Annotated in this window: 15 protein-coding genes and 1 riboswitch; of the genes, 14 read left to right on the forward strand and 1 reads right to left on the reverse strand. The window is 36.1% G+C overall.

Features of this window, described 5'->3' with window-relative positions:
• Positions 1-79: 79 nt before the first annotated feature.
• Positions 80-1,102 carry a LacI family DNA-binding transcriptional regulator gene (locus ACP7AQ_RS07970; RefSeq protein ID WP_426095071.1) on the reverse strand — a complete coding sequence of 341 codons (1,023 nt, stop codon included), beginning with the start codon at positions 1,100-1,102 and terminating at the stop codon, positions 80-82.
• Positions 1,103-1,537: 435 nt separating this feature from the next.
• On the opposite strand from ACP7AQ_RS07970, the gene ACP7AQ_RS07975 reads away from it, so the two are divergent.
• From ACP7AQ_RS07975 to ACP7AQ_RS08040, 14 genes are all read left to right on the forward strand, one after another.
• Entirely contained in the window at positions 1,538-2,281 is a 744-nt protein-coding gene (locus ACP7AQ_RS07975; RefSeq protein ID WP_426062925.1) for a ferritin-like domain-containing protein, read from the forward strand.
• A 19-nt stretch (positions 2,282-2,300) separates the two neighbouring features.
• A complete protein-coding gene (locus tag ACP7AQ_RS07980; protein WP_426062924.1) occupies positions 2,301-3,107 on the forward strand; it encodes a ferritin-like domain-containing protein in 807 nt (268 codons plus the stop codon).
• 229 nt (positions 3,108-3,336) lie between these two features.
• Positions 3,337-3,792 (forward strand): 50S ribosomal protein L13, encoded by a 456-nt coding sequence (gene rplM / locus ACP7AQ_RS07985; RefSeq protein ID WP_091202984.1) that lies wholly within the window; start codon positions 3,337-3,339, stop codon positions 3,790-3,792.
• Positions 3,792-4,178, forward strand: a complete 387-nt coding sequence (rpsI, locus tag ACP7AQ_RS07990) for a 30S ribosomal protein S9 (protein ID WP_091202987.1) — start codon at positions 3,792-3,794, stop codon at positions 4,176-4,178. Before rplM ends, rpsI begins: the two co-directional genes overlap by 1 nt.
• Positions 4,179-4,397: 219 nt before the next feature.
• Positions 4,398-5,225 carry a 30S ribosomal protein S2 gene (gene rpsB, locus ACP7AQ_RS07995; RefSeq protein WP_426095072.1) on the forward strand — a complete coding sequence of 276 codons (828 nt, stop codon included), beginning with the start codon at positions 4,398-4,400 and terminating at the stop codon, positions 5,223-5,225.
• 110 nt (positions 5,226-5,335) lie between these two features.
• Positions 5,336-6,160, forward strand: coding sequence for a translation elongation factor Ts (tsf, locus tag ACP7AQ_RS08000; protein WP_426095073.1), 825 nt, complete (start codon positions 5,336-5,338; stop codon positions 6,158-6,160).
• 154 nt (positions 6,161-6,314) lie between these two features.
• Positions 6,315-6,968, forward strand: coding sequence for a queuosine precursor transporter (locus ACP7AQ_RS08005; protein WP_426062921.1), 654 nt, complete (start codon positions 6,315-6,317; stop codon positions 6,966-6,968).
• Between the two features lie 2 nt (positions 6,969-6,970).
• Complete coding sequence (locus ACP7AQ_RS08010; protein WP_426095074.1) at positions 6,971-7,531, forward strand: DNA-3-methyladenine glycosylase I; 561 nt, start codon at positions 6,971-6,973, stop codon at positions 7,529-7,531.
• 91 nt (positions 7,532-7,622) lie between these two features.
• A riboswitch (TPP riboswitch) is annotated at positions 7,623-7,719 on the forward strand.
• A 63-nt stretch (positions 7,720-7,782) separates the two neighbouring features.
• Positions 7,783-7,989, forward strand: a complete 207-nt coding sequence (gene thiS, locus ACP7AQ_RS08015; RefSeq protein ID WP_426095075.1) for a sulfur carrier protein ThiS — start codon at positions 7,783-7,785, stop codon at positions 7,987-7,989.
• Between the two features lie 255 nt (positions 7,990-8,244).
• Entirely contained in the window at positions 8,245-10,068 is a 1,824-nt protein-coding gene (gene thiC / locus ACP7AQ_RS08020; protein WP_426095076.1) for a phosphomethylpyrimidine synthase ThiC, read from the forward strand.
• A 38-nt stretch (positions 10,069-10,106) separates the two neighbouring features.
• On the forward strand, positions 10,107-10,706 hold the full coding sequence (locus tag ACP7AQ_RS08025) for a thiamine phosphate synthase (RefSeq protein ID WP_426095077.1): 600 nt from the start codon (positions 10,107-10,109) through the stop codon (positions 10,704-10,706).
• Positions 10,679-11,434, forward strand: a complete 756-nt coding sequence (locus ACP7AQ_RS08030) for a hydroxymethylpyrimidine/phosphomethylpyrimidine kinase (protein WP_426095078.1) — start codon at positions 10,679-10,681, stop codon at positions 11,432-11,434. The genes ACP7AQ_RS08025 and ACP7AQ_RS08030 overlap by 28 nt, the downstream gene beginning before the upstream one ends.
• Positions 11,427-12,059 carry a thiamine phosphate synthase gene (locus tag ACP7AQ_RS08035; RefSeq protein ID WP_426095079.1) on the forward strand — a complete coding sequence of 211 codons (633 nt, stop codon included), beginning with the start codon at positions 11,427-11,429 and terminating at the stop codon, positions 12,057-12,059. The genes ACP7AQ_RS08030 and ACP7AQ_RS08035 overlap by 8 nt, the downstream gene beginning before the upstream one ends.
• A complete protein-coding gene (locus ACP7AQ_RS08040; protein ID WP_426095080.1) occupies positions 12,046-12,816 on the forward strand; it encodes a thiazole synthase in 771 nt (256 codons plus the stop codon). The genes ACP7AQ_RS08035 and ACP7AQ_RS08040 overlap by 14 nt, the downstream gene beginning before the upstream one ends.
• Positions 12,817-13,049: the final 233 nt, after the last annotated feature.

The raw sequence follows: 13,049 nt of genomic DNA on the forward strand, positions 1-13,049 counted from the left end.
ATCTCTTATTGTGCCAAAAAAAATCTCTAATCATTCCGAAACGATTAGAGATTTTTTTGTAATTATAGTAAACGAGTTGCTACAATTTTCTTGTTGACTCTCTTTCTTTCAATTTTGTTTTAATGACAACGGTTTCATAAGGAACATGCTCTTCTTTGGATTCTAATCTGTCGATGAGCAATTTAGCAGCTACTTCTCCTATTTCTATTCCGTGCTGACTGACGGTTGTTAAACTGGGAGACAATCTACGGGAAGCAAGAATTCCATCGGCAAAACCAATGATTGAAATATGTTCTGGAACTTTAAATCCTTTTTTAAGCGCGATTCGTAAAGCGGCAACAGAATCATTTTCTTCCAAAGCAAAAATCCCATCAATTTTATTTTCAAAAACTTTTTCGATTTTCTCTTTTAAATCTTCTTCAGAGTCCGTTCTTAGGATTACGGCGCTATTCACATCAATATTATTTTTTTCCAAAGCTTTCAAATACCCTTCTGCTCTTAGCTTACCAACACTTAAATTATCGATAGAAGACAACAAAGCGATATTTTTGCAGCCCAAATCAATTAAATATTGGGTGGAATTTAAAGCAGAATCAAAATCATCTACAATTACTTTGTCACAATCAACGCCTTCCGCAATTCGGTCAAACATAACAATGGGAGTTCCATCATTAATAATTGCTGAGAAATGACCGTAATCCTGATTTTTTTGTGCTTCCTCAGAAACTGAAACAATAAAGCCATCAATAGTTCCATTACTCAACATTTCCAGTGTATGCGCTTCTTTCTCTGACGATTCATTGGAAATACACATAATAACGTTGTATCCTTTTTCGTCCGCTACTTTTTCGATACCGCTAAATACTTTAGCAAAAAAAGAATTTAAAATATTTGGTATGATGACACCAATGGTTTTTGTTTTTCTGTTTTTAAGATTCAGACCAATAACGTTGGGTTTGTAGTTTTTTAGTTTTGCGTATTCTTTAATTTTCACTTTAGTTACCTCACTAATTTCCGGACTATCATTAAGAGCTTTTGAAACTGTTGAGACAGAAACGTTAAGTTCTTTTGCTATTTGTTTTAATGTAGCTTTGGCTTTCATATATTTTAAAATATTAAAGGGAAACGAGAAGACGATATGGTAATTATACAAACTATTTCAACAATTCTATAATAATAATCAATATAATTACATCAATTTTACATTGTAATTAATTGAAAATCAATACACAAGACGTGGCTTATTATCATTATCTTTGTAATAACAATTCATCAATCGCAAATATACATATTAAATCATTAATCAGAAAGAATACAACTACTAACCTTTTAAATGTTCACAGTATGAAAAAATAGAGTTTTGATTCAATAAGTTAAACCAAAAACTACTCCTAATCTGCCCGAAAAATTACCGTAATTAAGTTTTTTATGTGGTATTATTAAAAAAATATAAAAATCTAAAACTGAACACCTTAAGAATTCGTTTATACCTACTAAACGTGTAATTACTATTAATAACCCTTAAAGAAAGTAAATTATGAAAAATGTAGTTTCGATTCAAGAAGTAAAACCATCTTGCACAAACAGAAGGAGCTTCCTGAAAATTAGTGGCCTCACACTTGTGGGCACCAGTTTGTTATTAGCGGGCTGTAATAATGACGATGATGAAAATAAACCAGTAAATCAGTTTCCCGGAGCACGAAATGGAGTTTTTGATTTAGGAGGCGGAGATTTTGGTGTTTTAACCTATGCTTATGCATTGGAACAATTAGAAGCCGATTTTTACACTAAAGTAGTAAACTCTTCAGGATTCACGACGAATTTCACAGCGCAAGATCAAATAATTCTTACCGATTTGTATCGTCATGAAGTAATTCACAGAGAATTTTTCAAGGCTGCCTTAACCGGTGCTTTACCCGACTCTAAAACTCAATTGCTACCCAACTTGTCTTTTACCTACGGAACCTTGAATTTTAGCAACCGCACCCAAGTCTTGGCTACGGCCAAAGCTTTAGAAGACACAGGAGTAGCTGCTTACAACGGTGCTGGAAAATTATTAGCTAGTCCCGACTACCTTTTATTAGCAGGGAAAATAGTTTCTGTTGAAGCAAGACACGCATCGGCTATTAGAAGTTTAATTAATCCAAATTCAAAAGATTTTGCCGGCGATGATGTTGTAAATGTAACTACGGGATTAGATGTTGCAAGTAATCCATCGCAAGTAATTCCAATAGCTGCCGGATTTATTACCACAAAATTTACTGCTCAGTATTTACCTTAAACTTTTAAATTTAGAAATTATGAACATATTAAAATTTATAGAGTCTCTTGCAGATGAAAGTGTAATGCAAGCTAAAGGCTCCAGAAGAGAAAGTTTGGGCCAATTCAGTAAATTAGGTAAAAATTTAGCACTAGCAGCTATCCCTTTCGGATTAGCATCAACTTCAGCCTATGCTGCTGATATTTCGCCAACTCCGAGTACGCCAATTGGAGCTTTACAATTGGCCTTGACATTAGAATATCTTGAAAAAGAATTTTATCAGATGGGTTTAGATTCCGGAGTCATTCCTCTACTTGAAAATTCAGGTCGTGATAGGAAAGTTTTTGAACAAATCTCCAAACACGAAACTAGTCATGTAACTTTTTTAATCGCAGGGTTGGGCGGTACGGCAAGTGCAAATTTTGTACCTAAACCCACTTTTGACTTTACAGTTGGCGGTGCTTTTAGACCCTTTAACGACTATCCAACATTTCTTGCCTTGGCGCAAGCCTTGGAAGACACAGGAGTAAGAGCGTACAAAGGACAGGCTGGAAATCTAATTTCAACTCCTGACTTGTTAACCGCTGCATTACAGATTCACTCTGTTGAAGCCCGACATGCCTCGGAAGTAAGAAGATTAAGAGGATTAAAAGGATGGATTACAGGAAATCAAAGAGGTGCAGGTATGCCCGCAGCAACACAAGCCGTATATGACGGTGAAGAAGTTACACTGCAAGCAGGATACAATACAGCTACACTGTTTGGAGCAGATGCAGGTTCAGAATCTTATGACGAGCCACTGACTACAGCTCAAGCGGTAGCAATAGCAAATATTTTTATCGTATAAAACAATTGCACTACTGATTAAAACCATTTGAATTTATAATTCAAATGGTTTTTTTATGTATCACACTATATATTACCGTATTATTACATTTATTATCATTATTTTCATAAAATAATAATCTATGGATTCCTCGTTAAAATTATCTTTTACAGGTGTTTGTATTTAAAATAATTAATTGTACTTTTGCAACCCCTTTATTGGGGATGGAATGTTTAATTAAAAATATATTATGGACGCATTAAGCTACAAGACACAATCAGCAAGCAAAGCCACCGTTACAAAAGAGTGGATTGTTGTAGATGCTGATGGTCACAACTTAGGTCGTCTTGCTTCAAAAGTCGCTATGATTTTGAGAGGTAAGTACAAGCCAAGTTACACACCACACGTGGACTGCGGAGATAACGTAATCGTTATCAACTCAGAAAAAATTAACCTTACAGGTAACAAAATGGATGAAAAAACATACATCCGTCACACTGGTTACCCTGGAGGTCAAAGAACTTTAACTGCTAAAGTATTGCAAGCGAAGAATCCTGCATTACTAGTAGAAAAAGCGATAAAAGGAATGTTGCCAAAAAATAAAATTGGCGCTGAACTTTTTAGAAATTTAAATGTTGTTGTAGGATCAGAGCACAAACAAGGCGCTCAAAAACCTAGAACAGTTAACCTTAACGATCTTAAGTAATGGGAGTTATTCACAAAATCGGTAGAAGAAAAACCGCTGTTGCACGTGTTTATGTTTCGGAAGGAACAGGAGTAATCGTTGTAAACAAAAAACCATTCGAAACTTATTTCCCAACTGCAACTTTACAGTACAAAGTATTACAACCAATGTCTATGACAGAAAATGTAAGCAACTTTGACGTAAAAGTGAACGTTTACGGAGGTGGTTCAACTGGTCAAGCAGAAGCTGTAAGAATGGCATTGGCACGTGTTATGTGTGAAGTAAATGCTGAAAACAGAGCTATCTTGAAACCACAAGGTTTATTGACAAGAGATCCAAGAATGGTTGAACGTAAGAAATTCGGTCAGAAGAAAGCCCGTAAGAGATTCCAATTCTCTAAACGTTAATATTCAATCTGAGCTTGTTTCAGATTATCAAGTTCATACGCTGGTTTTATTACCAGCCTAAAGTGAAAAGATGCTGAAATAAATTTAGCATAAAAATTTAAAAAAAACAGTTGTTGTTGCTCTCCTACTGAGGTAGGAAATAGTTTAGCATCTAAATGTATAAAGCCGAGAAATCGCCATTTATTCATTGCTAATCAACAGAACGTAAACTAGAACAAAATGGCAAACAAAGTAGAAGTAAAAGACTTACTAGAAGCAGGTGTTCACTTTGGACACATGACTAGAAAATGGGATCCAAACATGGCTCCTTACATCTATATGGAGCGTAATGGTATTCACATTATCAATCTATATAAAACTGCAGCAAAAATTGAAGAAGCTAATGAAGCTTTGAAAAAAATCGCTGCATCAGGTAGAAAAATATTATTCGTTGCTACCAAAAAACAAGCAAAAGACATTGTTGCTGAAAAAGCAAAAGCTGCAAACATGCCTTACATCACAGAAAGATGGCCTGGTGGAATGCTAACTAACTTCGTAACTATCCGTAAAGCTGTTAAAAAAATGGCTACTATTGATAAAATGAAGAAAGATGGTACATTCATGACTCTTTCTAAAAAAGAGCGTTTGCAAGTAGATCGTCTTCGTGCTAAATTAGAGAAAAACTTAGGTTCAATCGCTGACATGTCTAGACTACCGGCTGCATTGTTCGTAGTTGATATCAAAGCGGAACACATTGCAATAAAAGAAGCACAAAAATTAAACATTCCAGTTTTCGCAATGGTGGATACCAATTCTGACCCAAGAGAGGTTGAATTTGTAATCCCATCTAACGATGATGCTTCTAAATCAATTGATAAAATTTTAACTTTAGTTACAGCTGCAATTGTTGAAGGACTTTCTGATAGAGGTTCTGACAAGGAAGGTGATGCTACTGCTGAAGTTGTTGCTCCTACTGCTGAAGTTGTTGCTCCTACTGCTGAAGTTACTCCTGCTGTAGAAGCCGCTCCTGCTGCTGAAGCTGCTGCGCCGACTGCAACTGAAGAATAAATAAAATAAATTTAAAGATTGAAGGGTTTAAAGATTAAAAATTATTGATTGTAGAATTAGTAATTAAATCCTTAAATTTTTCAATCTTTTAATCTTTAAATATAAAAATTATGGCAACAATTACTGCTGCAGACGTAAATAAATTAAGAACAATCACTGGTGCAGGTATGATGGACTGCAAAAAAGCCTTGGTTGAATCAGAAGGAGATTTTGATTTAGCAATCGAAAACTTACGTAAAAAAGGACAAAAAGTAGCTGCTAACCGTTCTGACAGAGAATCTACTGAAGGTGCTGCAATTGCTGTTGTAAACGCTGATAAAACTGCTGGAGTTGTTATCACATTGAACTGTGAGACTGACTTCGTGGGGATGAATGAAAACTTTGTAAAAATGGCTACTGAAATGGCTAATTTAGCATTGAACTTCAACACTAAAGAAGAATTTTTAGCGGCTGATTTCAACGGAATCACTGTTGCTGACAAATTAATCGAGCAGACAGGAGTTATTGGTGAAAAATTAGAAATCAGAACTTTCGAGAAATTAGAAGGTGCTTTTATCGGATCTTACATCCACTCTGGAAACAAAATCGCCACTTTAGTTAGTTTATCAGCAAAATTAGAAGGTGCTGATGAAGTAGCAAGAAATATCGCTATGCAAGCTGCAGCTATGTCTCCTATTGCTTTAGACGAAAATGGTGTTGATGCTGAAACTATCGCTAAAGAAATCGAAATCGCTAAAGATATCCTACGTCAAGAAGGAAAACCAGAAGCAATGTTAGACAATATAGCTAAAGGTAAACTGGCTCGTTTCTTCAAAGACAATACTTTAGTAAACCAAGATTATATCAAAGACAACAAAATGAGCGTTTCTGCTTATGCTAAATCTTTAGATAAAGATCTTATTGTTACCGGTTTCAAAAGAGCTGCGTTAGGATAATTTACTCAAAATTTATTACAGAATCTTAAATTTATTTATATTTTGTTTAAAAATTCAAAATCCCATTCTTTAAATCGAATGGGATTTTTTTATTCCTTAAAACCACTTCTAAAAAAAAAATTAAAAGACTAAATTTGAAATTTAAATTTTATTTATGTTCAAAACCAAAAAAGACCTTGTCTTTGTTATTCTGGCCGGAATCTTCATTACTAACGCCGTTACAGCAGAACTAATTGGTGGAAAATTGATACAAATAGGTCCGTTTGTAATGAGTATAGGTATTTTGCCTTGGCCTATCGTTTTCCTGACGACTGATTTAATCAATGAATATTTTGGCGAAAAAGGAGTAAAAAAACTTTCATTGATCACAGCCTGTTTAATTTCCTATTCTTTCCTTGTTTTACTTTTTGCAATCAATATTCCTGCAGCAAAAGGAATAAGCCCGGTAAATGATGAACAATTTTTTGCAGTTTTTGGTCAAAGCATGTGGATTATTGTAGGTAGCATTATTGCCTTCATGGTTTCTCAATTAATAGATGTGACTGTTTTTTGGTTTTTCAAAAACCGTACGGGAAACAACAAAATCTGGCTCAGAGCAACAGGCTCCACTATAATTTCTCAATTATTCGATTCTTTTATTGTGTTGGGAATCGCTTTTTGGCTACCCGGAAAAATCAACTTTGATACTTTTATAACTTCGGCATTGACTGGTTATACATTCAAACTCGGAATTGCCATTCTCTTGACTCCTTTAATTTATTTGGGTCACTATTTAATAAAAAATTACTTGGCCTCTGAAAAAGAATAATTATGGATGAGAAAATGCGATGTGGTTGGTGCTCCTCGAGTGATTTATATAAAAAATACCATGATGAAGAATGGGGAGTTCCCGTTTATGACGATCAAAAATTATTTGAATTTCTAATCTTGGAAACGTTCCAAGCTGGACTAAGTTGGATTACAATTTTAAGAAAAAGAGAAAACTTTAAATTAGCTTTTGATGATTTTGACTATAAAAAAGTAGCACTTTACACCGAAGATAAAATCCAGGAATTACTTCAAGATGCCGGAATAATTCGCAATCAATTAAAAATTCGTGCAGCTGTTTCCAATGCGATTGCCTTTATGAAAGTCCAACAAGAATTTGGCAGCTTTTCCAAATACATTTGGGAATTCACCGAAGGAAAACCCATTCAAAACTACCGGCAATCTTTACAAGAAGTTCCTTCAACCACGCCACTTTCTGATGAAATAAGCAAAGATTTGAAAAAACGCGGCTTCAAATTCGTCGGTTCTACAGTAGTTTATGCACACATGCAAGCAACCGGCATGGTCGATGATCATGTAGCAAATTGTTGGAAAAAACAGTAATTTTTCAAAAATCAATAACAAAATAAGTTTAAAAAGTTTCTTTTTTTTTCAAAATTTAAGAATCACATCTAAAAAAATATCCTACATTTGTTTAACACTTTAGGGGTGTCTACAACATTGTAGGCTGAGAATTACCCTCTGAACCTGATCTAGTTCATACTAGCGTAGGGAAAAGTAAGATGACTTCCTGGTACATTTATGTACTCCTGTAGCCATTCCTAAAGTATAATTGTATACTAAATTCAAAAGGAATGGAACTCAAAATCAACAATCAAACGAAACAATTTGCAAATGACAGTCTAACTGTTCAGGCACTTCTTGACTTGGAAATTCCCATTAAACAAAATGGAATTGCCGTAGCCATTAACAACACCGTTATTCCAAAATCCAACTGGAAATCCCACATCATTCAAGAAACCGACGACATTCTAATCATCTCTGCAACTCAAGGAGGATAGTTTGGCTGCTCGGGCGGGCTATCCATTTCAAGTCCGCACTTGCAATCCTATAAAACATAGTCTTAGTCAAAGCTTCCTAACGGTCGCTTCACTAATCCTTGTTTTATCTGGCTTTCTACTTTACGGGCTTTCCATTTCTATCCCTAGCAGAAAAAGAACCAAGAAAATAGAGAAAATAAAAATAATCATACTAATTAATCCCGTCTTGGCTCCCTCCCCTTCGGGGAGGGCTGGGGTGGGGAAAACTTCAAACAAATGAAATCCGAAGAAAAAATATCAACCACTCCTTTTCCAAACTCTACAAAAATTTATGTAGCCGGAACCATTCACCCCATAAAAGTAGCGATGCGGGAAATTGCATTGGCGGATACTAAAATGTCAAATGGCAGAATAGAAAAAAACCCTCCCGTTACCGTTTATGACACATCCGGCCCATTCACCGACCCAAATATCGAAATTGACATTCGAAAAGGACTACCCCGCATTCGGGAACAATGGATCTTGGATCGTAATGATGTAGAAGAGTTAACTGAAATCTCTTCCGAATATGGAAAAAAGCGTTTGAATGACGAAAAATTAAACGAATTGCGTTTTGGATATTTACACAAACCCATGCGTGCCAAAAAAGGAGCCAACGTTTCCCAATTGTATTACGCAAAACAAGGAATTATTACTCCCGAAATGGAATATATTGCCATTCGTGAAAACCAACGCTTGGAGTTGATAAATGAACAAACTAAGGCAATGCAATGCCAACACAATGGAAATAGTTTAGGAGCCAATACGCCAAAATCTAAAATCACACCTGAATTTGTCCGCAGCGAAGTAGCCAGAGGCCGTGCCATTATTCCAAATAACATCAACCATCCCGAAAGTGAGCCTATGATTGTAGGTCGCAACTTCTTGGTAAAAATTAATGCTAACATTGGGAACAGTGCCGTAACCTCAACTATCGAAGAAGAAGTAGAAAAAGCAGTTTGGGCTTGCCGCTGGGGAGCTGACACTATTATGGATTTGTCTACGGGTAAAAACATTCACGAAACCAGAGAATGGATTATTCGAAATTCTCCAGTGCCAATTGGAACGGTGCCTATTTACCAAGCGCTAGAAAAAGTAAATGGTGTTGCCGAAGACCTGACTTGGGAAGTCTATCGAGATACGTTAATCGAACAAGCAGAACAAGGTGTTTCATATTTTACAATCCATGCTGGTGTTCTATTGCGTTACATTCATTTGACTGCGGAACGTGTTACCGGAATCGTTTCCCGTGGAGGCTCTATCATGGCAAAATGGTGTTTGTTTCACCATCAGGAAAACTTTCTTTACACCCATTTTGATGAGATTTGCGAAATCATGAAACAATATGATGTAGCGTTTTCATTGGGAGACGGTTTGCGCCCAGGTTCTATTGCCGATGCGAATGATGCCGCTCAGTTTGCCGAATTGGAAACACTGGGTGAACTGACAAAAATAGCGTGGAAACACGATGTCCAAGTATTTATTGAAGGCCCTGGTCACGTACCAATGCACATGATAAAAGAAAACATGGATAAACAACTGGAACATTGTGACGAAGCTCCGTTTTACACTTTAGGACCATTAACAACGGATATTGCTCCAGGTTATGACCACATCACTTCTGCCATTGGCGCGGCAATGATTGGTTGGTACGGTTGTGCGATGTTGTGTTACGTGACTCCAAAAGAACACCTTGGTTTACCCAACAAAAAAGACGTTAAAGACGGCGTAATCACGTATAAGATTTCGGCTCATGCCGCTGATTTGGCCAAAGGGCATCCCGGATCGCAATACCGTGACAATGCTTTAAGCAAAGCTCGTTTTGAATTCCGTTGGGAAGACCAATTCAACTTATCCTTAGATCCAGATACAGCTCGTGAATTTCATGATGAAACATTACCGGCAGATGGCGCCAAAGTAGCTCATTTTTGTTCCATGTGCGGACCAAAATTTTGTTCTATGAAAATCTCCCAGGAAATTCGTGATGTAGCCGAAATCGAAAAAGGAATGAAAGAGAAATCACAAGAATTTGTGGAAAGCGGAAAAGAAATTTACATATAAAAAATTAGAAGATCTAGAAAGGAGAATAGAGCAAAGTCATGATCGTAATCACAAATCCCCTTCCTGTACCTAATGAAATCGACACCATTCATTCTCTTTTTGAGAATGGACTGGAGTTGCTTCATATTCGGAAACCTGATTTTTCAGAAACAGAAATGAACGTTTTTTTATCAGAAATAAAATCCGAATTCAGACAGCAATTGGTTTTGCACAGTCATCATCAACTAGCTTCCGCAGCTGGAATACATCGGATTCATTTTACAGAAAAAGCAAGAATTGAAACATCCGAGAAAAGTTTAAAAATCTGGAAGAAAAACGGATTTTCACTCTCTACTTCGATTCATCAAATGATTGATTTTGAAAAATTATCTACTGTTTTTGACTATGCTTTTTTTGGTCCTGTTTTCGAAAGTATTTCTAAACCAAAGTACATTTCGAATATTGACTTTGTAAAGGAATTGGAACAAAGAAAGAATAACGAAACTTCATTAGTAGCACTAGGAGGAATTACTTATGATAAAATCAAAACTGCATTAAAATATGGCTTTGACGATGTGGCCCTTTTAGGAACCATTTGGAACAGTAATCATTCAATAGGAAATTTTAAACTATGTCAGAAAATAGGTCTTTCGTATTAACAATTGCAGGCTTTGATCCGTCTGGAGGCGCAGGAGTTTTAGCAGACATCAAAACATTCGAGCAACATCACGTTTATGGTTTTGCTGTCAATACCGGCAATACCATTCAAACCGAAAATCAGTTCTTCGAAATGGAATGGACTGACCAAGCTTATGTTTTGAAAACACTGGATAAACTGTTTAAAAATTACAGTATCAAAGCAGTAAAAATTGGAATTGTTCCTTCACTAGATTACCTGAAAGATATTGTTTTTGCTATAAAAAAGCTTTCGCCAAAAACAAAGATCGTTTGGGACACCGTTTTAAAATCTACAACCGAATTCCCTTTTATAACGATAGACAATCAAACTCTTTTGATTGAAATAGTAGAACAAATAGATTTGATAACACCCAATTACAATGAAATATTACAGTTTTCTACAGCAGAAAAAAATCCGAATTTAATTGCTCACGATGTATCAAAACATTGTGCTGTATTACTAAAAGGGGGTCACAATCCTCTGGTAATTGGTGTTGATTGTTTATATACTGGAAAGGAAATCTTCAGGCTCGCGCCAAATACTACTTTGGTTTTCGAAAAACACGGCTCCGGCTGTGTATTATCATCAGCGATTACAGCCAATTTAGCTTTGGAACAAGATTTAAAAACAGCTTGCATCAATGCCAAAAAATATATAGAAACTTACTTACAATCAAACCAAACAAAATTAGGATACCATCATGTATAATAAGTTACAATACATTTCGCAAGGAAATTCCGTTCAAGAACAATTGCATAACATTCATAAAGCACTGGACAATGGCTGCCATTGGATACAAGTGCGATTCAAAAATCAAAACGCACTTGAAGTTTGTACTTTGGCGGAAGCCGTAAAAATGTTGTGCAAAGAATATTTGGCCACTTTTATCATCAATGACAACGTCCATTTAGCACAACAATTGGATGCGGATGGAGTCCATCTGGGTTTAAGTGATATGAAAGTGGAAGAGGCCCAAATTCTTTTAGGAAAAACAAAAATTATTGGAGGAACGGCAAATACTTTTGAAGACGTGCTCCAAAGAACAGCCGAAAACTGTGATTATATAGGTCTGGGTCCGTTTCAATTTACGACAACCAAACAAAATTTAAGTCCCATTTTAGGATTGGAAGGGTATCGATCGATTATTAAACAAATGAAAATAAAAAACATCCAAATTCCCATTTATGCCATTGGAGGAATCACACTAGAAAACATTCAAGACCTGATGGAAACCGGAATTCACGGTATTGCCGTTTCTGGTTTGATTACACAAAGCGAAAATCCAGCCCTAATTATTAACCAACTTAACGAAAAATTATATGGTACCATTTAAAATAGGAGACAAAATCTTTCAATCCCGCTTGTTTTTAGGCACAGGAAAATTCGGTTCGAATCAACAAATGGAAGAAGCCATTTTAGCCTCTGGAACCGAGTTAGTAACCTTGGCTCTAAAACGAATCGATTTAGAAACCAAAACCGATCCCATTTTATCCCATCTTAAACATCCGCTGATTAATTTGTTACCCAATACTTCTGGAGCAAGAAATGCTAAAGAAGCCATTTTTTCGGCGCAATTAGCGCGAGAAGCGTTGGAGACCAATTGGCTTAAACTGGAAATTCATCCTGATCCAAAATATTTAATGCCCGATGCAATTGAAACCTTAAAAGCTACGGAAGCTTTAGCCAAATTAGGGTTTATTATTTTGCCTTACATCCATGCAGATCCGGTTTTGTGCAAGCGTTTGGAAGACGCCGGAACTTCAGCGGTGATGCCTTTAGGTTCTCCAATAGGCAGTAACAAAGGATTAAAAACCATCGATTTTTTAGAAATAATAATCGAACAGAGCAACGTTCCCGTGATTATAGATGCCGGAATTGGCGCACCATCTGATGCTGCAAAAGCAATGGAACTTGGCGCTGATGCAGTTTTGGTAAACACAGCAATTGCTGTGGCAGGAAATCCAATATTGATGGCAGAAGCTTTTAGAGAAGCGGTTATTGCCGGCAGAAAAGCTTACGAAGCGCAATTAGCGCAAAAAGTAAATCGTGCGATAGCTTCAAGTCCTTTGACAGCGTTTTTGTACGAGTAATGTTTTTTGGTCTATTTACAAGAAAACCACTGAAAAAATGGCCCGCAGATTTTACAGATTTACGCAGATGGTAAATAAAAAATCTGCTGAAATCCCTAGAATCTGCGTGCAACAAAAATTTATAAGCTAGTCGAAAGTTTAAACGTCGTAAAGTCAAAAGAAGTACTATTGTAAACAGTAATTTAAAATCAATCTATTGCGTCATTTTGTCTGATTTTAAAATACGAAATTAT

Origin of the sequence: Flavobacterium sp. DSR2-3-3, assembly GCF_049896585.1 — a bacterium.
Taxonomy (GTDB): Bacteria; Bacteroidota; Bacteroidia; order Flavobacteriales; family Flavobacteriaceae; genus Flavobacterium.

Excerpts from the sequence above, each read along its gene's own strand:
- ACP7AQ_RS07980 (WP_426062924.1), top strand. The coding sequence starts at position 2,301 with ATGAACATATTAAAATTTATAGAGTCTCTTGCAGATGAAAGTGTAATG.
- rpsI (WP_091202987.1), top strand. The coding sequence starts at position 3,792 with ATGGGAGTTATTCACAAAATCGGTAGAAGAAAAACCGCTGTTGCACGT.
- ACP7AQ_RS08030 (WP_426095078.1), top strand. The coding sequence starts at position 10,679 with ATGTCAGAAAATAGGTCTTTCGTATTAACAATTGCAGGCTTTGATCCG.
- thiS (WP_426095075.1), top strand. The coding sequence starts at position 7,783 with ATGGAACTCAAAATCAACAATCAAACGAAACAATTTGCAAATGACAGT.
- thiC (WP_426095076.1), top strand. The coding sequence starts at position 8,245 with ATGAAATCCGAAGAAAAAATATCAACCACTCCTTTTCCAAACTCTACA.
- rplM (WP_091202984.1), top strand. The coding sequence starts at position 3,337 with ATGGACGCATTAAGCTACAAGACACAATCAGCAAGCAAAGCCACCGTT.
- ACP7AQ_RS08040 (WP_426095080.1), top strand. The coding sequence starts at position 12,046 with ATGGTACCATTTAAAATAGGAGACAAAATCTTTCAATCCCGCTTGTTT.
- ACP7AQ_RS07975 (WP_426062925.1), top strand. The coding sequence starts at position 1,538 with ATGAAAAATGTAGTTTCGATTCAAGAAGTAAAACCATCTTGCACAAAC.
- ACP7AQ_RS08005 (WP_426062921.1), top strand. The coding sequence starts at position 6,315 with ATGTTCAAAACCAAAAAAGACCTTGTCTTTGTTATTCTGGCCGGAATC.
- tsf (WP_426095073.1), top strand. The coding sequence starts at position 5,336 with ATGGCAACAATTACTGCTGCAGACGTAAATAAATTAAGAACAATCACT.
- ACP7AQ_RS07970 (WP_426095071.1), bottom strand. The coding sequence starts at position 1,102 with ATGAAAGCCAAAGCTACATTAAAACAAATAGCAAAAGAACTTAACGTT.
- ACP7AQ_RS08025 (WP_426095077.1), top strand. The coding sequence starts at position 10,107 with ATGATCGTAATCACAAATCCCCTTCCTGTACCTAATGAAATCGACACC.
- rpsB (WP_426095072.1), top strand. The coding sequence starts at position 4,398 with ATGGCAAACAAAGTAGAAGTAAAAGACTTACTAGAAGCAGGTGTTCAC.
- ACP7AQ_RS08035 (WP_426095079.1), top strand. The coding sequence starts at position 11,427 with ATGTATAATAAGTTACAATACATTTCGCAAGGAAATTCCGTTCAAGAA.
- ACP7AQ_RS08010 (WP_426095074.1), top strand. The coding sequence starts at position 6,971 with ATGGATGAGAAAATGCGATGTGGTTGGTGCTCCTCGAGTGATTTATAT.